Genomic DNA, 19,397 nt, shown 5'->3' with positions numbered 1-19,397 from the left:
AGAAAAATAATGATGCGGTTATTGTTAGTGCTTTTTGCCGGCCTGGTATTGGCTGGCTGTGCCACTTCTGGCGAAGACCCGTTGGCGCCAAAGACTGTCAACAGCGTCGACCTCAAGCGTTACCAAGGGACCTGGTACGAGTTGGCCCGTCTACCGATGTACTTCCAGCGCAACTGCGCACAATCCGAAGCCCACTACACCCTCAAGCCTGACGGCAATGTGGATGTGTTCAACCGCTGCCTGACCTCGGACTGGCAGTGGGAAGAAGCCAGGGGCACCGCAACGCCTCAAGTGCCGGGCAAGACCGACAAGCTCTGGGTCGAGTTTGATAACTGGTTTTCGCGGATCGTGCCGGGCGTGGCGAAGGGGCAATACTGGGTCCTGTATGTCAGCGATGATTACAAGACCGCCATCGTCGGTGACCCGAGCCGTCGTTACATGTGGCTGCTTTCCCGAACCCCGACGGTCAACGGCGTTGTGCGCGAAGAAATGCTGAGCAAGGCGCGCCAGCAGGGTTACGACACGACACGGTTGATCTGGCGTGCGTCGGACCGGCAGATGGCCAAGACTTCGGATTGATAGTCACCGGGATCAAATGTGGGAGCGAGCCTGCTCGCGATGAGGTCGTCACATTCAACACAATTGTTGACTGATAGACCGCCATCGCGAGCAGGCTCGCTCCCACAGGTTTTTGTGATCAACCCAACAGTTCGCGCAATACCTGGGTAAACGCCCGAGCGCTTTCCTCTTCCGCGGCGTGATGCCCGTCCCGCACAACCCACTGTCCGCCGACCATCACATCCCGCACCTGACGATCCCCGCCGGCAAACAGCCAGCGATTGAGAATCCCATCGCCGTTGGCGGTGGCCAGGTAAGGATCGTTGCCATCGAGCACCAGCCAGTCGGCGCGCTTGCCGACTTCGAGGGCGCCGACCGGTTGTCCCAACGCCTGGGCACCACCTTGCAGCGCTGCATCGAACAAGGTGCGCCCGACCATCGGTTGATCCGCCCGATACAAGCGATTGCGCCGCTGATCTCGCAGGCGCTGGCCGTATTCCAGCCAACGCAGCTCTTCCACCACGCTCAACGACACATGGCTGTCGGAACCGATCCCAAGACGTCCGCCCTGGGCGAGGAAATCCACGGCCGGGAAAATCCCGTCGCCCAGGTTGGCTTCGGTGGTCAGGCACAGGCCGGCAATCGCCTGGCTCCTGGCCATGAGGCTGACTTCCTGAGCATTGGCGTGAGTGGCGTGGACCAGACACCAGCGCTGATCCACCTCGGTGTTTTCGTACAGCCATTGCAGCGGACGGACGCCACTCCAGCTCAGGCAGTCGTCGACTTCCTTTTGCTGCTCGGCAATGTGGATGTGCACCGGGCAATGGCGGTCGCTGGCGGCCAGCACTTCCTGGATTTGCCCGGGCGTCACGGCGCGCAGGGAGTGGAAGCACAAACCCAGCGCCTGGGCCGGTTGCCCGGCCAGAATCGGCTGCAAGCGTGCCTGAAGTTTCAAGTAGTTTTCGCTGCTGTTGATGAATCGGCGCTGGCCGTCATTGGGGGCCTGGCCGCCGAAACCGGAATGGCTATAGAGCACCGGCAGCAGGGTCAGGCCGATGCCGGCGGCGCTGGCGGCCTGGCTGATGCGCAGGGCCAGTTCCGCCGGGTCGGCGTAAGGCGTGCCGTCGGTGTCGTGGTGTACATAATGGAATTCGGCGACCGAGGTGTAACCGGCCTTGAGCATTTCGATGTACAGCTGTCGGGCGATGATGCCGAGCTGATCGGGGCTGATTTTTCCGACGAGGCGGTACATCAGGTCGCGCCAGGTCCAGAAACTGTCGTTGGGGTTGCCCGCCACTTCCGCCAGCCCGGCCATGGCCCGCTGGAAGGCGTGGGAGTGCAGGTTCGGCATGCCGGGCAACAGTGGCCCGCCCAGCCGTTCGGCGCCGTCTGCCTGGGAGTCGGCCTGGATATGAGTCAAGACGCCGCTGGCGTCGACTTCAAAACGTACATCATGGGCCCATCCACTAGGCAGCAGTGCGCGTTCGGCAAAGAAGGCGGACATGGTTCAACCTCATCGTGCGTAATTTGTATATACATATACAGACGTTTGCCTGCCCGGTAAACTCCGGCAAGCTAGCACCCTTCTTTTGCAGAACAAGGAACCGCCGTGCCGACTCCGCCTGCCAAACCGCCGCTGGCCGCAAACATGGGCGACAGTCCGGCGCCCTTGTACGCCCGCGTGAAACAGATGATCACCCAGCAGATCGACAGTGGAAACTGGCCGCCGCATTACCGCGTGCCGTCGGAAAGCGAACTGGTCAGCCAATTGGGTTTCAGCCGCATGACCATCAACCGTGCCCTGCGTGAGATGACCGCCGACGGCTTGTTGGTGCGCATGCAAGGCGTCGGCACCTTCGTGGCCGAGCCCAAGAGCCAGTCAGCATTGTTCGAAGTGCATAACATTGCCGACGAGATCGCCTCCCGGGGCCATCGCCATACGTGCAAAGTCATCACCCTGGAAGAGGAGGCCGCCGGTTCCGAGCGCGCCCTGGCCCTGGACATGCGCGAAGGCCAGAAGGTGTTCCACTCGCTGATCGTGCATTTCGAAAACGACATCCCCGTGCAAATCGAGGACCGTTTCGTCAATGCCCTGGTGGCCCCGGACTACCTCAAGCAGGACTTCACCCTGCAGACGCCCTATGCCTACCTCAACCAGGTTGCGCCGCTGACCGAAGGCGAGCACGTGGTTGAAGCGATTCTCGCTGAAGCGAGCGAGTGCAAGCTGCTGCAGATCGAGCGGGGCGAGCCGTGCCTGTTGATTCGCCGCCGTACCTGGTCGGGGCGTCAGCCGGTAACCGCCGCGCGCCTGATTCACCCCGGTTCTCGTCATCGTCTGGAAGGTCGGTTTCATAAATGAGTGACTTGAAGGTTTTACGCGCCGCGGATTACCCACGTATGCCGTGGAAAAACGGCGGTGGCAGCACCGAAGAAATTACCCGTGATGCGGGTACCGGCCTGGACGGTTTCGGCTGGCGTCTGTCGATTGCCGATATTGCTGAATCGGGCGGTTTTTCCACGTTCGCCGGTTACGAACGCGTCATCAGCGTCTTGCAAGGTGACGGCATGAGCCTGAGCGTCGATGGCCAGATCACGCGGCCTCTGCATCCGCTGGACCCCTTTGCGTTCAACGGCGAAAGCCATGTGCATTGCACGTTGCTGGGCGGACCGATTCGCGACTTCAACCTGATCTATGCGCCGCAGCGTTACCGCGCACGGGTGCAATGGATGGGCGGCCAGCAGCGGTTTTTCAGCGAGGCGGGGACAGTGCTGGTGTTCAGCGCGGCCCCGGGGTTGGCGATCAAGATCGGTGAGTCCACCGTTGACCTGGGCCTCTACGACTGCTTGCAACTGAGCGGTAACACCGAGCTGCTGGACATCTCCACCCACGGCCAATGCTGCGTGATTGAGCTGACTGCCCATTGATTTCCGGCTAACACACTCTTTGTGGCGAGGGGAGCTTGCTCCCGCTCGGGTGCGCAGCGCCCGTCGCTTCTTGGGGACCGCTTCGCGGCCCAGCGGGAGCAAGCTCCCTCGCCACAAAAAGCCTCGCCCTCGCTGTTCCCTCTTCGCGCACCAACTTGTTACCAAACGCCCCAGTGTGGCGCAGAACCACGCTTTCATGACCTGCCTGCCTCCTTCCAGAATCCCCCCTTCAGAAATTTCATCTGACTAGAAAACCGCTCAAAATCGGGGCTTTCAGCCATTCCAAACGTCATTCCCAACATATCCTCAATAAGTTGGCCGCTTGATTGCATATGCTTGTACATACAAGTAAAGACGTATGCGTATGAGTCCCCATGCTCAACGTAACGTGCCTGGAAATCGCGCCCATTGCCTGGGCTGGTCTGGATTGATCGCTGAGGAGTTCTTGCTGTGACCGACGCTACCCGCAAACCCGAAAAATACCGTGACGTTGAAATCCGTGCCCCACGCGGTAACACCCTGACCGCCAAGAGCTGGCTGACCGAAGCGCCGCTGCGCATGTTGATGAACAACCTCGACCCGGAAGTGGCCGAGAACCCCAAGGAACTGGTGGTTTACGGTGGCATCGGCCGTGCGGCGCGCAATTGGGAGTGCTACGACAAGATCGTCGAGAGCCTCACCCACCTCAATGACGACGAAACCCTGTTGGTGCAATCCGGCAAGCCGGTGGGCGTGTTCAAGACCCACAGCAACGCTCCTCGCGTGTTGATCGCTAACTCCAACCTGGTGCCGCACTGGGCCAGTTGGGAACACTTCAATGAACTGGATGCCAAGGGCCTGGCCATGTACGGCCAGATGACCGCCGGCAGCTGGATCTACATTGGTAGCCAGGGCATCGTCCAAGGCACCTACGAGACCTTCGTCGAGGCTGGTCGCCAGCATTACGACGCCAACCTCAAGGGGCGCTGGGTCCTCACGGCCGGCCTGGGCGGCATGGGCGGTGCGCAGCCGTTGGCCGCGACCCTGGCTGGCGCCTGCTCGCTGAACATCGAATGCCAGCAGGTGAGCATCGATTTCCGCCTCAAGACTCGTTATGTCGACGAACAGGCCACCGATCTGGACGACGCTCTGGCCCGTATCGAGAAATACACCGCAGAAGGCAAGGCGATCTCCATTGCGCTGTGTGGAAACGCCGCCGAAATCCTGCCGGAAATGGTCCGTCGCGGTGTGCGCCCGGACATGGTCACCGACCAGACCAGCGCCCACGACCCGCTCAACGGTTACCTGCCGGCCGGCTGGACCTGGGATGAATACCGCGCCCGCGCCAAGACTGAACCTGCTGTTGTGGTCAAAGCGGCCAAGCAATCGATGGCTGTCCACGTCAAAGCCATGCTGGCCTTCCAGAAAATGGGCGTGCCGACCTTCGACTACGGCAACAACATCCGTCAGATGGCCCAGGAAGAGGGCGTCGAAAATGCCTTCGATTTCCCAGGGTTCGTGCCGGCGTATATCCGTCCGCTGTTCTGCCGTGGCATCGGTCCGTTCCGCTGGGCGGCGCTGTCGGGTGATCCGCAGGACATCTACAAGACCGACGCCAAGGTCAAGGAACTGATCCCCGACGACGCCCACCTGCACAACTGGCTGGACATGGCCCGCGAGCGCATCAGCTTCCAGGGTCTGCCGGCGCGGATCTGCTGGGTCGGCCTGGGCCAGCGTGCCAAGCTGGGCCTGGCGTTCAACGAAATGGTGCGCAGCGGCGAATTGTCGGCGCCTATCGTGATCGGTCGCGACCACCTGGACTCCGGTTCCGTGGCCAGCCCCAACCGCGAAACCGAAGCCATGCAGGACGGTTCCGATGCCGTGTCCGATTGGCCGTTGCTCAACGCCTTGCTCAACACCGCCAGCGGCGCGACCTGGGTGTCGCTGCACCACGGCGGCGGCGTCGGCATGGGCTTCTCCCAGCATTCGGGCATGGTCATTGTCTGCGACGGCACCGACGAAGCGGCCGAGCGCATTGCCCGTGTGCTGCACAACGACCCGGGCACCGGCGTGATGCGCCATGCCGATGCGGGTTACCAGATCGCCATTGATTGCGCGAAAGAGCAGGGGCTGAACCTACCGATGATTACCGGGTAGGAGCTGGCGAAGCCTGCGATCTCTTGATCTTGATCTTGATCTTTCGCTTGCGACTCAATCGTCCGGGACAAGATCGCAGCCTCGTTGCACTCGGCAGCTCCTACAGGGGCGTTATCCAACACCCAGAACAATCCACAGAGGTTGAACCATGGCCGTCACCCGCACACGCGCAAGTAGCAAGCCGTTGATCGAGAAACGCTCGATCGACTACATCCCGGAAGCGGAGAGACACGGCCGATTGTTGAGCCAGTTCACCCTCTGGATGGGTGCCAACCTGCAAATCACTGCCATTGTCACTGGCGCATTGGCGGTGGTGCTGGGCGGTGATGTGTTCTGGTCGTTGATCGGTTTGCTGATCGGCCAACTGCTCGGCGGTGGCGTCATGGCGTTGCATGCCGCGCAAGGGCCCAAGCTTGGCCTGCCGCAGATGATCTCCAGCCGGGTGCAGTTTGGTGTGTACGGCGCAGCCATCCCGATCGTGCTGGTGTGCCTGATGTACCTGGGTTTCACCGCAACGGGAACCGTGCTTTCCGGCCAGGCGCTGGGCCAGTTGTTTGGCGTCAGCGACAGCGTCGGCATCCTTATTTTCGCCAGTGCCATCGTGCTGGTCACGGTGCTCGGCTATCGGGTGATTCACTTCATTGGCCGTGTTGCCAGCGTCATTGGTGTGATCGCCTTTGTTTACCTGTTCGCTCGCCTGATGAGCCAGACGGACGTTGGCGCACTCCTGCAAATCCGCCATTTCAGCTGGAGCAGTTTCCTGCTTGCGGTGTCGCTCGCGGCTTCCTGGCAGATCGCCTTCGGCCCCTACGTAGCGGACTATTCGCGTTACCTGCCGAGCAAGACGTCCTCGGTGAAAACCTTTTTTGCCGCAGGCGCAGGTTCAGTCATCGGCGCGCAGGTGGCGATGATCCTCGGCGTGTTTGCCGCCGCCTCGGCCAATGGGCAGTTCGCGGGTCACGAAGTGGCCTACATCGTTGGCCTGGGCGGTACGGGTGCCACCGCTGCGCTGCTGTACTTCAGCATCGCGTTCGGCAAGGTCACTATCTCCACGCTGAACTCCTACGGCAGCTTCATGTGCATTGCGACCATCATCAGCGGTTTTCGTGGTCACCTGAACGTCACGCGCTTGCAGCGTCTAGGCTTCGTGCTGGTCATCGTCGGCGCGGCGACCCTGATCGCGCTGCTCGGTCAGCACTCGTTCCTCGGTGCGTTCAAGTCTTTCATCCTGTTCTTGCTGGCGTTTTTTACGCCTTGGAGCGCGATCAATCTGGTGGACTACTACTGCATCACTCGCGAGCGCTATGACGTGCCGGCGCTGGCCGACCCGAACGGTCGCTACGGTCGTTGGAATGCCCTTGGTATCAGCGTCTATGTCTTCGGTGTACTGGTTCAACTGCCGTTCATCGCCACCAAGTTCTATACCGGTCCGCTGGTGGAAGCCATGGGTGGTGTGGATATTTCCTGGATCATCGGCCTGGTGGTTCCGGCGGGGCTGTATTACGTCGCCGCCAGGAAGTGGCACAGCGCAGTACCCGATCAATTGATCCTGCCGATCGAGCAGGACGCGGTTGACGCACAACCGAGCAGGGCGGGTCGCATCCAAGCGGCCTGATGGGATGTTGACAGGGCTGGATGCCTCTTGACTGCCGTAAGCCAATTCACTGATTAGGAGCGTCACATAATGAAATCGAACAAGACCCTGCTGACCACATTGCTTTGCATGGGCCTGCTGGCCAGTGCCGGCGCCACGCAAGCGGCGGGTTGGTGCGAGTCGGGCAAGCCGGTGAAATTCGCCGGTCTGAACTGGGAAAGCGGCATGTTGCTGACCGACGTCATGCAAGTGGTGCTGGAAAAAGGCTACGGCTGCAAGACCGACAGTCTGCCAGGCAACTCCATCACCATGGAAAACGCCTTGAGCAGCAACGATATTCAGGTGTTCGCCGAAGAATGGGTCGGTCGCAGTGAAGTCTGGAACAAGGCCGAGAAGGCCGGCAAGGTCGTCGGCGTCGGCGCCCCGGTGGTGGGTGCTATCGAAGGCTGGTACGTGCCGCGCTATGTGATCGAGGGCGACGCCAAGCGCAAGCTCGAACCCAAGGCGCCGGGCCTGAAGAACATCGCTGACCTGGGCCAGTACGCCGCTGTGTTCAAGGATCAGGAAGAGCCGTCCAAGGGCCGCTTCTACAACTGCCCGGCCGGCTGGACCTGCGAGCTGGACAACAGCGAGATGCTGAAAAGCTATGGCCTGGAAAAAACCTACACCAACTTCCGCCCCGGCACCGGTCCGGCCCTGGATGCGGCGGTGCTGTCGAGCTACAAGCGCGGCGAGCCGATCCTGTTCTACTACTGGTCGCCAACCCCGCTCATGGGTCAGGTGGACCTGGTGAAACTGGAAGAAAAGCCGGGCGTGGACAAAAGCGTGACCATCAAGGTCGGCCTGTCCAAGACCTTCCACGATGAAGCGCCGGAGCTGGTGGCGGTGCTGGAAAAGGTCAACCTGCCCATCGATATCCTGAACCAGAACCTCGGGCGCATGGCCAAGGAGCGGATCGAGTCGCCGAAACTGGCGAAGATCTTCCTGAAGGAACATCCTGAAGTCTGGCACGCCTGGGTCAGTGAAGACGCGGCCAAGAAAATCGACGCGGCTCTGTAGGTCGAATCCCCCCCGGCCAACCCTAGGGCTGGCCGGGACGTTCACTGCATCCACTTGATCGAGAGTCTCTTATGTTTCCCGAAAGCTTTACCTTCTCCATCGCCGACTGGGTCAACAGTTGGGTCGACTCCCTGGTGACCAACTACGGCGATGTGTTCCGGCACATCTCCGACACCTTGCTGTGGGCCATCGTCAACCTCGAAGGCCTGCTGCGCCTGGCGCCCTGGTGGCTGATGCTGGCCATCGTCGGCGGCATTGCCTGGCACGCCACCCGCAAGGTCGCGACCACGGCGGTGATTGTCGGCCTGTTGTTCCTGGTGGGTGCGGTGGGCCTGTGGGACAAACTGATGCAGACCCTCGCCCTGATGCTGGTGGCGACATTTATTTCCGTGTTGATCGGCATTCCGCTGGGCATCCTCTCGGCCCGCAGCAATCGCCTGCGTTCGGTATTGATGCCGTTGTTGGACATCATGCAGACCATGCCGAGCTTCGTGTACCTGATTCCGGTATTGATGCTGTTCGGCCTGGGCAAGGTCCCGGCGATTTTCGCCACGGTGATCTACGCCGCGCCACCCTTGATTCGCCTGACCGACCTGGGCATTCGCCAGGTGGACGGTGAAGTGATGGAAGCCATCAATGCCTTCGGGGCCAACCGTTGGCAACAGCTGTTCGGCGTGCAACTGCCCCTGGCCCTGCCAAGCATCATGGCCGGGATCAACCAGACCACCATGATGGCCCTGTCGATGGTCGTCATCGCTTCGATGATCGGCGCCCGTGGCCTGGGCGAAGATGTCCTGGTGGGCATCCAGACCCTCAACGTCGGGCGCGGCCTGGAAGCCGGGCTGGCGATCGTGATTCTCGCCGTGGTCATCGACCGCATTACCCAGGCCTATGGTCGTCCTCGGCATGAGGTGAGCAAATGAACAACGCAGCCATCAGCAAGATCGAAGTCAAGAACGTCTTCAAGATTTTCGGCAATCGCTCCAAGGAGGCTTTGGAGCTGATCCGCCAGAACAAGACCAAGGACCAGGTGCTGGCCGAAACCGGTTGCGTGGTCGGTGTGAACGACCTGTCGCTGAGCATTGGCACCGGCGAGATCTTCGTGATCATGGGCCTGTCCGGCTCCGGCAAATCCACCCTGGTGCGGCACTTCAACCGGCTGATCGACCCCACCAGCGGTGCGATCCTGGTGGATGGCGAAGACATCCTGCAACTGGACATGGACGCCCTGCGCGAATTTCGCCGCCACAAGATCAGCATGGTGTTCCAGAGCTTCGGCCTGCTGCCCCACAAGAGCGTGCTGGACAACGTCGCCTACGGCTTGAAAGTGCGCGGCGAGAGCAAAGAGGTGTGCGCCGAGCGGGCGCTGCACTGGATCAACACCGTGGGCCTCAAGGGCTACGAGAACAAGTACCCGCACCAGCTCTCCGGCGGCATGCGCCAGCGCGTGGGCCTGGCCCGTGCCCTGGCGGCGGACACCGATATCATTCTGATGGACGAAGCCTTCAGCGCTCTTGATCCGCTGATCCGCGCGGAAATGCAGGACCAGTTGCTGGAGCTGCAAAAGACCCTGCACAAGACCATCGTCTTCATCACCCACGACCTCGACGAAGCCGTGCGCATCGGCAACCGCATCGCGATTCTCAAGGATGGCAAGCTGATCCAGGTCGGCACACCCCGAGAGATCCTGCACTCGCCGGCGGATGAGTATGTCGATCGGTTTGTGCAGCGCAGGGCTGCGGTGGTGTAAGGCCGGACGCCGTTGTGGCGAGGGAGCTTGCTCCCGCTGGGTGGCGCAGCCGCCCCAAAAATCTTGTGAGCGCTGCGCACTCAAGCGGGAGCAAGCTCCCTCGCCACGAGGGCCATGCCTTAAGCCAGGTGTGATGCTGAGATGAATTTTTCATGAGGTTGAAGATGTCCCAGGCTGAAAAAATCGTAATCGCCGACGCTCCGTTGCGTTGGCAGGATGTGGTCGCCGTCGCCCGCTTCGGTGCCGAGCTTGAGCTGTCGGCCCAGGCCTGGGCGCGGATCGACAATGCCCAGGCCATCGTCCAGCGCATCGTCGCAAGCGGCGAGCGCGCCTATGGCGTCAACACCGGTCTGGGTGCCTTGTGCAATGTCTCGCTCAAGGACGAACAGCTCAGACAACTGTCGCGCAACACCTTGCTCAGCCATGCCTGTGGCGTCGGCGCGCCGCTGGCCGATGAACAGACCCGGGCGATTATCTGCGCGGCCATCCTCAACTACAGCCAGGGCAAATCCGGCATTCATCGCCGGGTGGTTGAAGCCCTGCTGGCGCTGCTCAATCGCGGCATCACCCCGCAAGTGCCCTCCCAGGGTTCGGTGGGCTACCTGACCCACATGGCCCATATCAGCATCGCGTTATTGGGGGTTGGCAATGTCAGCTATCGCGGGCAAGTCGTGTCGGCGCAACAGGCCTTGGCTGCCGAAGGCTTGCAACCGGTACAACTGGGGGCCAAGGACGGTTTGTGCCTGGTCAACGGCACGCCGTGCATGACCGGCCTCAGTTGCCTGGCCTTGGCCGATGCAACACGCCTGCTGCAATGGGCCGACGTGATCGGCGCCATGAGTTTCGAGGCCCAGCGCGGGCAGATCGCGGCGTTCGATGCCCAGATTATCGCCCTCAAGCCGCACCCTGGCATGCAACAGGTCGGCGTCAACTTGCGGGCACTGCTGGACGGCAGCGAAGTCATCGCGTCGAGCCTGGGCATTCGCACCCAGGATGCGTTGAGCATCCGCTCGATTCCCCAGGTCCACGGTGCCGCTCGCGACCAACTGGCGCATGCCCGGCAACAGATTGAAACCGAACTCAACGCCGCCACCGATAACCCGCTGTTGCTGGGCACGCCGGAGAGCTTCCGGGTCATGTCCCAGGCCAACCCCCACGGTCAGTCGGTGGCCTTGGCCGCGGATCTGCTGGCGATTGCCATGGCCGAAATCGGCTCCATCGCCGAACGCCGGCTCGACCGCTTGATCAATCCTCACGTCAGCGGCCTGCCGGCGTTCCTGGTGGCCAACCCCGGGGTGAATTCGGGGATGATGATCGTGCAATACGTCGCCGCGTCGCTGTGTGCGGAAAATCGCCAACTGGCGCAACCGGCGGTGCTCGACAACTTTGTCACCTCGGGCTTGCAGGAAGATCACCTGAGCATGGGCACCAACGCCGCCCTGAAGCTGCACCGGGCGCTGGAAAACTGCACGCAGATCCTCGCCATCGAATACCTGCTGGCCGCCCAGGCTTTTGAATTCCTCAAGACGCAACGTTTCGGCGCCGGCACTAACGTTGCCTGGAAACTGCTGCGCGAGCATGTGCCGGCCTACGATCAGGACCGCTGGCTGGCGCCGGACATCGCCAGCGCCGCCGCCCTGCTTAAAGATCCAGCCGTGCTGCACAACGCTTTACCGAATTTGAATTGATCAAAAAAACCGCCAGCGTGCCAAGGCATCCACCGCCCAAAAGGCCAGGGTGACGGATAACGGAGCATTCCGGAGCGACTGGCGGGTGAAAACAAAACTCTCAAAAGGAGCAATACATGACTGCCTTAAACCTGATTCCCGGCCAATTGAGCCTGGCTCAATTGCGTGACATCTATCAGCAACCCGTGACCCTGAGCCTCGACGCCAGCGCGGCGGCGCAGATCGAGGCCAGCGTCGCCTGCGTTGAGCAGATCCTGGCCGAGAACCGTACCGCCTACGGCATCAACACCGGTTTTGGTCTGCTGGCCTCGACCCGCATCGCCAGTGAAGACCTGGAAAACCTGCAACGCTCCCTGGTGCTGTCCCATGCCGCTGGCGTGGGCGAGCCGATCAGCGATGCGCTGGTGCGGCTGGTCATGGTGCTCAAGGTCAACAGTCTGAGCCGGGGCTTTTCCGGCATCCGTCGGCAGGTGATCGATGCGCTGATCGCACTGATCAATGCCGAGGTCTATCCGCACATTCCGCTTAAAGGTTCGGTCGGTGCTTCGGGTGATCTGGCGCCGTTGGCCCACATGTCCCTGGTGCTGTTGGGTGAAGGCAAGGCCCGTTACAAAGGTGAATGGTTGCCGGCTGTCGAAGCGCTGAAAGTGGCCGGCCTTGCGCCGCTGACCCTGGCTGCAAAAGAAGGATTGGCGCTGCTCAATGGCACCCAGGTGTCCACGGCGTTTGCCCTGCGTGGCCTGTTCGAAGGCGAAGACCTGTTCGCCGGTGCCCTGGCCCTGGGCAGCTTGACGGTAGAAGCGGTGCTCGGTTCGCGCTCGCCATTCGATGCGCGTATTCACGCCGCGCGCGGCCAGAAAGGCCAGATCGATGCCGCCGCCGCTTATCGCGATCTGCTGGGCGAGCGCAGCGAAGTCTCCGCTTCCCACCAGAATTGCGACAAGGTTCAGGATCCGTATTCCCTGCGCTGCCAGCCACAAGTGATGGGCGCCTGCCTGACCCAGTTCCGCCAGGCCGCTGAGGTGCTGGTGATCGAAGCCAACGCTGTGTCGGATAACCCGCTGGTGTTCGCCGCCGAGGGTGATGTGATTTCCGGCGGCAACTTCCACGCCGAACCGGTGGCAATGGCCGCCGACAACATGGCCCTGGCAATCGCCGAAATCGGTTCCCTGAGTGAGCGGCGTATTTCGCTGATGATGGACAAGCACATGTCGCAACTGCCGCCATTTCTGGTGGCCAATGGCGGGGTGAACTCCGGCTTCATGATCGCCCAGGTCACCGCTGCTGCCCTGGCCAGCGAAAACAAGGCGTTGTCCCATCCCCATTCGGTGGACAGCCTGCCGACTTCGGCCAACCAGGAAGACCATGTGTCCATGGCCCCCGCCGCCGGTAAGCGGCTGTGGGAAATGGCCGAGAACACCCGGGGGATTTTGGCGGTGGAATGGTTGGCGGCGTGCCAGGGGCTGGATCTGCGCGGTGGTTTGAAGACCTCCGCGAAGCTGGAACAGGCTCGCAGCCTGTTGCGCGCAGAAGTGCCGTTCTATGAGAAGGACCGGTTCTTTGCCCCCGACATCAATGCCGCCAGTGAGTTGCTGGCCAGTCGTTGCCTGAATGAACTGGTCATGGCGCAGTTGCTGCCGAGCCTGTAAGGACCTCATCGCGAGCAGGCTCGCTCCCACAGGGGGTTGGTGTAGAGCCCCGGCACACCGGAAGTCCTTGTGGGAGCGAGCCTGCTCGCGATTCGATCTTCAATAATTCGAGGAAACCGGGATGAAAACCCTCTGGCAAAACTGCCACGCCGCCACCATGGCCCAGGGCGTCTACTCGATCATCGAAGACGCCGCCATCGTCACCCACGGCGAGCTCATTCAATGGATCGGCCCGCGCGCCGAGCTGCCGGCCGGTGACTACCCGGCCGTCAACGACCTCAACGGCGCCTGGGTCACTCCGGGGCTGATCGACTGCCACACCCACACGGTGTTCGGCGGCAACCGCAGCGGTGAATTTGAACAGCGTCTGCAGGGTGTCAGCTACGCCGAGATCGCAGCGGCCGGCGGGGGGATCGCCAGCACCGTGCGCGCTACCCGGGCGGCCAGCGAAGATGAACTGTTCAGCAGCGCCGCCAAACGCCTGAAAAGCCTGATGCGCGATGGCGTGACCACGGTGGAAATCAAGTCAGGCTACGGCCTTGACCTGGCCAGCGAACGCAAGATCCTGCGGGTCATCCGTCGTCTCGGTGAACAACTGCCGGTCAGCGTGCGCAGCACGTGCCTGGCGGCCCACGCCTTGCCGCCGGAATACGCTGATCGCGCCGATGACTACATCGAGCACATCTGCACCGAAATGCTTCCGGCCCTGGCGGCCGAAGGGTTGGTGGATGCAGTGGATGCCTTTTGCGAGTACCTGGCGTTTTCCCCGGCGCAGGTCGAACGGGTGTTTATCACCGCCCAACAACTGGGCCTGCCGGTGAAGCTGCACGCTGAACAATTGTCGTCGCTGCACGGTTCAAGCCTGGCGGCCCGTTATCAGGCGCTGTCGGCCGATCATCTGGAATTCATGACCGAGGACGACGCCAGGGCCATGGCCGAATCCGGCACGGTGGCGGTGCTGCTGCCGGGGGCATTTTATTTCCTGCGCGAAACCCAGCTGCCGCCCATGGATGCCCTGCGCAAGCACGGCGTGAAGATCGCCGTGGCCAGCGACCTCAACCCCGGCACGTCGCCGGCACTGTCGTTGCGCTTGATGTTGAACATGGCCTGCACCTGCTTTCGTATGACCCCCGAGGAGGCCCTGGCTGGGGCGACCCTTCATGCCGCCCAGGCCCTGGGCATGGCCCGGACCCACGGTTCGCTGGAAGTGGGCAAAGTGGCGGATTTTGTCGCCTGGCACATCGACCGCCCGGCTGACCTGTCGTACTGGCTCGGTGGCGATCTGGAAAAACGCGTCGTGCGTCACGGCGTGGAAATCGATTAAGGAGAACGGTTGTGGAGAAGGTCCTGAATTTCAAGCAAGGGCGCGTGCCGCTATTGATCAGCATGCCCCACGCCGGCCTGCGCCTGACCCCGGCGGTGAAGGCGGGTTTGATCCCCGAGGCCCAAAGCCTGCCGGACACCGACTGGCATATTCCTAAGCTTTACGAGTTCGCCGCCGAACTGGGCGCCAGCACCCTGGCCGCTGAATATTCACGGTTCGTGATTGATCTGAACCGCCCTGACGATGACAAGCCGATGTACGTTGGCGCTACTACCGGGTTGTATCCTTCGATTCTGTTCGATGGCGTACCGTTGTTTCGCCAGGGGCTGGAGCCGTCCGCCGCGGAGCGGGCGACTTATCTGCAACAGATCTGGGTGCCTTACCATCAGGCCCTGCGGCAGGAACTGGCGCGGCTCAAGGCCGAATTCGGCTATGCCTTGCTGTTCGACGCTCACTCGATCCGCTCGGTGATCCCACACCTGTTCGACGGCAAGTTACCGGACTTCAACCTGGGCACTTTCAACGGCGCCAGTTGCGACCCTGCATTGGCCCACCAGCTCGAAGCCATCTGCGCCCGCCACGGCGAATTTACCCACGTGCTCAACGGACGTTTCAAGGGCGGACACATCACCCGGCACTATGGCAACCCTGCCGAGGACATCCACGCGGTGCAACTGGAACTGTGCCAGAGCACCTACATGGAAGAGTTCGAGCCGTTCAACTACCGTGCGGATCTGGCGGAACCGACCCAAGTGGTGCTCAAGGAATTGCTGGAAGGCTTGTTGGCGTGGGGGCGGCAGGCCTACAAACAATAAACTCTTGCGCGATTCCTCTGTGGCGAGGGGATTTATCCCCGCTGGGTCGCGAAGCGGCCCCACAAATGGATGATCTACACCGGTTCTACAAGGTGCCTTCAGGTTTTGGGACTGCTGCGCAGTCCAGCGGGGATAAATCCCCTCGCCACAGGATTGTGTTTGCCTTGAGTCTCGCAGAGGAACGGTCGCCACCGTGCAAAACCGAGTCGCCACAGGTCACCTTCACCCCCTCGACGCTGCGTAATGTTCCGGTCACGGTGCACCAAGACACCGGCCTACAATAATCCGCTGCCGCACGAGACCTTCCCGATGAAAAGACTGTTCAAACGCTGTCTGTCGATCCTCTGCGGTACCGCCATATTGAGCAGCGGGGCAATGGCCGCAGAGCCTACGTCCTGCCAGACCGTGCGCATGGGCGTGGTCAACTGGACCGACGTGATCGCCACCAGTGGCATGGCTGATGTGTTGCTCACGGGGCTGGGTTATGAAAGCAAACAGACCAGCGCCGTGCAGCAGATCATCTTCGCCGGCATCCGTGACAAGCGCCTCGATATCTTCCTGGGCTACTGGAAACCAGCGATGGACAACAACATCGCTCCGTTCCTGGCGGCCAACCAGGTGAGAGTCCTGGACCAGCCAAGCCTTGCCGATGCCCAGGCCACGCTGGCGGTGCCGGACTACGTGGCCGCCGCGGGCCTCAAGACGTTCGCTGACATCGCCCGGTTCAAGGAGCAGCTCGGCGGAAAAATATACGGCATCGAGCCGGGCAGCGGTGCCAACACCACCATCAAGACCATGATTGAAACCAATCACTTTGGCCTCAAGGACTTCAAGCTGATCGAGTCTGGTGAGGCCGGGATGCTGGCGGCGGTGCAGCGGGCGGTGAATCGCAAGGAGTTCGTGGTCTTCGTCGGCTGGACCCCGCACCCGATGAACATCAATATGAACATCACCTACCTGACGGGCAGCGAAGACGTCTACGGCCCGAACGAAGGCGCCGCGACGGTCTCCACCGTGACCGCGCCGGACTACGCCCAGCGCTGCCCGAATGTGAGCCGGTTGCTGGATAACCTGACATTTACGGCGGCCCAGGAAAGCCAGTTGATGGTGCCGATCATGGCGCGCAAGACGCCTCAGGAAGTTGCTCGGCAATGGTTGCGCGAGCATCCTGAGGATTTGCAGCGGTGGCTGGCAGGTGTCACCAGTTTCGACGGCAAGGATGGCGTGGCGGCGGTGCAGGCCAGTCTCAAGAACTGATGCAATCCAGAGGGCAGTGAGTAACTTTGTGGCGAGGGAGCTTGCTCCCGCTCGGTTGCGCAGCAACCGCCAAAAAAAGCGAGGACTGCTTTGCAGCCCAGCGGGAGCAAGCTCCCTCGCCACAAAAGCCTCCAAGCTACACCTTAGCGATCCACGGCAAACCATAATGGCCTACTCACTCTCCCAGGCGATGTCAGCCTTCATCGACAAAACCCTGAGCTTCAACAGCCCGGACAACAGCCTCTCCAGCCAGCGCCAGGCCTACAGCCAAATGTGCCGGGCGTTCACCCCGCCGTGCCCGGAGGCGCTGGCGGTCGAGGATTTCGAGCTGGCCGGGGTAGCCGTGCGGGCTTACTGCCCTCGGAGCGCGCTGCCGGCCGAAGGCTGGCCATGCATCCTTTATCTGCACGGTGGCGGCTGGGTGGTGGGGGATCTGGACTCCCACAACTTCATCTGCATGGAACTGGCCGCAACCCTCGGCGTGCTGGTCATGGCGGTGGATTATCGGTTGGCCCCGGAGCATCCGTTTCCGGCGGGTTTCGAAGATTGCGTCACGGTGTGGCATCACCTGGCGGCCAGCCCCTTTGCCATCGACCCTCGCCGTCGGGTGGTGGCCGGTGACAGCGCCGGGGGCAATCTCGCCGCCGCGTTATGCCTGGCCTTGCGCGATGCCGGGCAAGCGCTGCCACGGGCCCAGGTGCTGATTTATCCCGCCCTCGGTGGCCCGGCCCATCTGCCCTCGCGGCGCGAATGTGCCGATGCACCACTGTTGAGCAGCCGCGATCTGGACAGTTATCACGCCCTCTATCTGAGCGACACTCAACCGTCTTCCCTCGCCATGCCGTTGCTCGCCGATGACCTGAGCGGCCTGCCGCCAGCGCTGGTCGTCGTGGCGCAATGGGACCCGTTGCGCGACGACGGCGTCCTTTATAGCGAGCGGCTGAACATCGCCGGGGTGAGCTCTTCCTTGTATGTCGGCGAGGGCCTGGTCCATGGTTGCCTGCGGGGCCGGGGGCTGGTGCCGGAGGTCGATCAGATGTATCGCACACTGCTGGCGTATCTGGCTGACACGCTTTGACTGTGCAGGGGACATGCTCATTCGGGTAATTCGGGTTTATGATGCCGGACGGCAGATTAAATAGAAGTCCCCCCAGGGATGACTCGACCCCTTACGGAGCGCGCAATGCAGACTTTGTACCCGCAGATCAAACCTCATGCCCGGCACGATCTGGCTGTCGATGACACCCACACGCTCTATGTCGATGAAAGTGGTTCCCCGGAAGGCCTGCCGGTGGTGTTCATTCACGGTGGCCCGGGTGCCGGTTGCGATGCGCAGAGCCGTCGCTACTTCGATCCGAACCTGTACCGCATCGTTACCTTCGACCAGCGCGGCTGTGGCCGCTCCACCCCTCACGCCAGCCTTGAAAACAACACCACCTGGGATCTGGTCGAAGACCTGGAACGCATCCGCAAACATCTGGGCATCGAAAAATGGGTGCTGTTTGGCGGCTCCTGGGGCTCGACCCTGGCCTTGGCTTACGCCCAGACCCATCCCGAGCGGGTACACGGCCTGATTCTGCGTGGGATCTTTCTCTGCCGTCCGCAGGAAATCGAGTGGTTCTACCAGGCCGGCGCCAGTCGCCTGTTCCCCGATTACTGGCAGGACTACATCGCGCCGATCCCTCTGGACGAACGCGACGACCTGCTCGGCGCCTTCCACAAACGCCTGACAGGTAATGACCAGATCGCTCAGATGCACGCGGCCAAGGCTTGGTCGACTTGGGAAGGTCGCACTGCGACTCTGCGCCCGAACCCGCTGGTGGTCGATCGCTTCTCCGAGCCGCAGCGTGCGTTGTCGATTGCCCGGATCGAGTGTCATTACTTCACCAACAACGCTTTTCTCGAACCCAACCAGTTGATCCGTGACATGGGCAAGATCGCCCATCTGCCGGGCGTCATCGTGCACGGTCGCTACGACGTGATCTGCCCGCTGGACAATGCCTGGGAGCTGCACCAGAACTGGCCCAACAGCGAACTGCAGGTGATCCGCGACGCCGGCCACGCGGCCTCGGAGCCAGGTATCACCGATGCGTTGGTACGTGCCGCTGCGCAGATGGCCCGGCGCCTGCTCGACCTGCCGCCCGAAGAAGCATGAAGGGGCTGTTGCAACGGGTCCGCAGCGCCCGGGTCGAGGTCGCAGGGGAAGTCGTTGGCGCGGTGGACCAAGGCCTGCTGGTCCTGATAGCGGTCGAGCCCGAGGACACCCGGGCCAGCGCCGACAAGTTGCTGCACAAACTGCTGAACTACAGGGTGTTCAGCGACGCTGATGGCAAGATGAATCTGTCCTTGGCAGATGTCGGCGGTGGCTTGCTGTTGGTGTCGCAGTTCACCCTGGCGGCGGACACCAAAAGCGGATTACGCCCGAGCTTTTCGACGGCTGCACCTCCGGCCTTGGGCGAGGAGCTCTTTGACTATCTGCTCACCCACGCGAAACAGGTGCATGGCACTGTGGCATCAGGTAGATTCGGCGCCGACATGCAGGTGCATCTGGTTAACGACGGCCCGGTAACCTTCCTGTTACAGGTCTGAAAGCGTTTGAAACATCTTTTCGGTCCTGTTTCGAGGCAAAACAGGGAGTTTTC

General features: G+C 61.7%; 17 protein-coding genes. 16 read left to right on the top strand and 1 reads right to left on the bottom strand.

The annotated features are described in order from the left end of the window. Positions 1–9 precede the first annotated feature (9 nt). Positions 10–579 carry a lipocalin family protein gene (locus BM132_RS13355; RefSeq protein ID WP_092455842.1) on the top strand — a complete coding sequence of 190 codons (570 nt, stop codon included), beginning with the start codon at positions 10–12 and terminating at the stop codon, positions 577–579. Between the two features lie 118 nt (positions 580–697). On the opposite strand, the gene BM132_RS13350 is transcribed toward BM132_RS13355, so the two are convergent. After that, on the bottom strand, positions 698–2,062 hold the full coding sequence (locus tag BM132_RS13350; RefSeq protein ID WP_092455840.1) for a formimidoylglutamate deiminase: 1,365 nt from the start codon (positions 2,060–2,062) through the stop codon (positions 698–700). Positions 2,063–2,206: 144 nt separating this feature from the next. Between BM132_RS13350 and hutC the strand changes: the two genes are divergently transcribed. The 15 genes from hutC (at position 2,207) to dtd (ending at position 19,344) form a co-directional block, all read left to right on the top strand. Then, complete coding sequence (gene hutC / locus BM132_RS13345; RefSeq protein ID WP_171061303.1) at positions 2,207–2,917, top strand: histidine utilization repressor; 711 nt, start codon at positions 2,207–2,209, stop codon at positions 2,915–2,917. Then, positions 2,914–3,483 (top strand): HutD/Ves family protein, encoded by a 570-nt coding sequence (locus BM132_RS13340; RefSeq protein ID WP_092455839.1) that lies wholly within the window; start codon positions 2,914–2,916, stop codon positions 3,481–3,483. The genes hutC and BM132_RS13340 overlap by 4 nt, the downstream gene beginning before the upstream one ends. A 450-nt stretch (positions 3,484–3,933) precedes the next feature. Continuing rightward, on the top strand, positions 3,934–5,619 hold the full coding sequence (hutU, locus tag BM132_RS13335) for a urocanate hydratase (RefSeq protein WP_092401475.1): 1,686 nt from the start codon (positions 3,934–3,936) through the stop codon (positions 5,617–5,619). A gap of 148 nt (positions 5,620–5,767) precedes the next feature. Beyond that, complete coding sequence (locus BM132_RS13330; protein WP_092455837.1) at positions 5,768–7,234, top strand: purine-cytosine permease family protein; 1,467 nt, start codon at positions 5,768–5,770, stop codon at positions 7,232–7,234. A 69-nt stretch (positions 7,235–7,303) separates the two neighbouring features. Next, positions 7,304–8,272 carry an ABC transporter substrate-binding protein gene (locus BM132_RS13325; protein ID WP_092401481.1) on the top strand — a complete coding sequence of 323 codons (969 nt, stop codon included), beginning with the start codon at positions 7,304–7,306 and terminating at the stop codon, positions 8,270–8,272. Between the two features lie 71 nt (positions 8,273–8,343). Next, positions 8,344–9,195: an ABC transporter permease gene (locus BM132_RS13320; protein ID WP_092455835.1), complete on the top strand. Its 852-nt coding sequence runs from the start codon at positions 8,344–8,346 to the stop codon at positions 9,193–9,195. Continuing rightward, entirely contained in the window at positions 9,192–10,022 is an 831-nt protein-coding gene (locus BM132_RS13315; protein ID WP_092401487.1) for a quaternary amine ABC transporter ATP-binding protein, read from the top strand. The genes BM132_RS13320 and BM132_RS13315 overlap by 4 nt, the downstream gene beginning before the upstream one ends. Before the next feature lie 164 nt (positions 10,023–10,186). After that, positions 10,187–11,710 carry a histidine ammonia-lyase gene (gene hutH, locus BM132_RS13310; RefSeq protein ID WP_092455834.1) on the top strand — a complete coding sequence of 508 codons (1,524 nt, stop codon included), beginning with the start codon at positions 10,187–10,189 and terminating at the stop codon, positions 11,708–11,710. A gap of 116 nt (positions 11,711–11,826) precedes the next feature. Further along, complete coding sequence (gene hutH / locus BM132_RS13305) at positions 11,827–13,359, top strand: histidine ammonia-lyase (RefSeq protein WP_092455832.1); 1,533 nt, start codon at positions 11,827–11,829, stop codon at positions 13,357–13,359. Positions 13,360–13,480: 121 nt separating this feature from the next. Continuing rightward, positions 13,481–14,683 (top strand): imidazolonepropionase, encoded by a 1,203-nt coding sequence (hutI, locus tag BM132_RS13300; protein WP_092455829.1) that lies wholly within the window; start codon positions 13,481–13,483, stop codon positions 14,681–14,683. A gap of 11 nt (positions 14,684–14,694) precedes the next feature. After that, positions 14,695–15,498, top strand: coding sequence for an N-formylglutamate deformylase (gene hutG / locus BM132_RS13295; RefSeq protein WP_092455827.1), 804 nt, complete (start codon positions 14,695–14,697; stop codon positions 15,496–15,498). 309 nt (positions 15,499–15,807) lie between these two features. Next, the gene (locus BM132_RS13290; RefSeq protein ID WP_092455825.1) at positions 15,808–16,755 is read left to right on the top strand and encodes a choline ABC transporter substrate-binding protein; all 948 of its coding nucleotides are present in this window, start codon (positions 15,808–15,810) and stop codon (positions 16,753–16,755) included. 163 nt (positions 16,756–16,918) lie between these two features. After that, entirely contained in the window at positions 16,919–17,833 is a 915-nt protein-coding gene (locus tag BM132_RS13285; RefSeq protein WP_177218175.1) for an alpha/beta hydrolase, read from the top strand. Between the two features lie 105 nt (positions 17,834–17,938). Beyond that, positions 17,939–18,910: a prolyl aminopeptidase gene (pip, locus tag BM132_RS13280; RefSeq protein WP_092401505.1), complete on the top strand. Its 972-nt coding sequence runs from the start codon at positions 17,939–17,941 to the stop codon at positions 18,908–18,910. Continuing rightward, a complete protein-coding gene (dtd, locus tag BM132_RS13275) occupies positions 18,907–19,344 on the top strand; it encodes a D-aminoacyl-tRNA deacylase (protein WP_092455823.1) in 438 nt (145 codons plus the stop codon). The genes pip and dtd overlap by 4 nt, the downstream gene beginning before the upstream one ends. Positions 19,345–19,397: the final 53 nt, after the last annotated feature.

It is taken from the genome of Pseudomonas sp. NFACC45 (genome assembly GCF_900113505.1).
Taxonomy (GTDB): domain Bacteria; phylum Pseudomonadota; class Gammaproteobacteria; order Pseudomonadales; family Pseudomonadaceae; genus Aquipseudomonas; species Aquipseudomonas tehranensis.
Note: the sequence above shows the minus strand (reverse complement) of the source record. Positions and strands in the feature narration are given on the sequence as shown.

Bases quoted from the DNA above. Each gene is read 5' to 3' on its own strand.
- BM132_RS13315 (WP_092401487.1), top strand. From the start codon at position 9,192: ATGAACAACGCAGCCATCAGCAAGATCGAAGTCAAGAACGTCTTCAAG.
- BM132_RS13290 (WP_092455825.1), top strand. From the start codon at position 15,808: ATGAAAAGACTGTTCAAACGCTGTCTGTCGATCCTCTGCGGTACCGCC.
- hutH (WP_092455832.1), top strand. From the start codon at position 11,827: ATGACTGCCTTAAACCTGATTCCCGGCCAATTGAGCCTGGCTCAATTG.
- BM132_RS13325 (WP_092401481.1), top strand. From the start codon at position 7,304: ATGAAATCGAACAAGACCCTGCTGACCACATTGCTTTGCATGGGCCTG.
- BM132_RS13340 (WP_092455839.1), top strand. From the start codon at position 2,914: ATGAGTGACTTGAAGGTTTTACGCGCCGCGGATTACCCACGTATGCCG.
- dtd (WP_092455823.1), top strand. From the start codon at position 18,907: ATGAAGGGGCTGTTGCAACGGGTCCGCAGCGCCCGGGTCGAGGTCGCA.
- BM132_RS13350 (WP_092455840.1), bottom strand. From the start codon at position 2,062: ATGTCCGCCTTCTTTGCCGAACGCGCACTGCTGCCTAGTGGATGGGCC.
- BM132_RS13355 (WP_092455842.1), top strand. From the start codon at position 10: ATGATGCGGTTATTGTTAGTGCTTTTTGCCGGCCTGGTATTGGCTGGC.
- BM132_RS13330 (WP_092455837.1), top strand. From the start codon at position 5,768: ATGGCCGTCACCCGCACACGCGCAAGTAGCAAGCCGTTGATCGAGAAA.
- hutC (WP_171061303.1), top strand. From the start codon at position 2,207: ATGGGCGACAGTCCGGCGCCCTTGTACGCCCGCGTGAAACAGATGATC.
- hutI (WP_092455829.1), top strand. From the start codon at position 13,481: ATGAAAACCCTCTGGCAAAACTGCCACGCCGCCACCATGGCCCAGGGC.
- BM132_RS13320 (WP_092455835.1), top strand. From the start codon at position 8,344: ATGTTTCCCGAAAGCTTTACCTTCTCCATCGCCGACTGGGTCAACAGT.
- hutH (WP_092455834.1), top strand. From the start codon at position 10,187: ATGTCCCAGGCTGAAAAAATCGTAATCGCCGACGCTCCGTTGCGTTGG.
- pip (WP_092401505.1), top strand. From the start codon at position 17,939: ATGCAGACTTTGTACCCGCAGATCAAACCTCATGCCCGGCACGATCTG.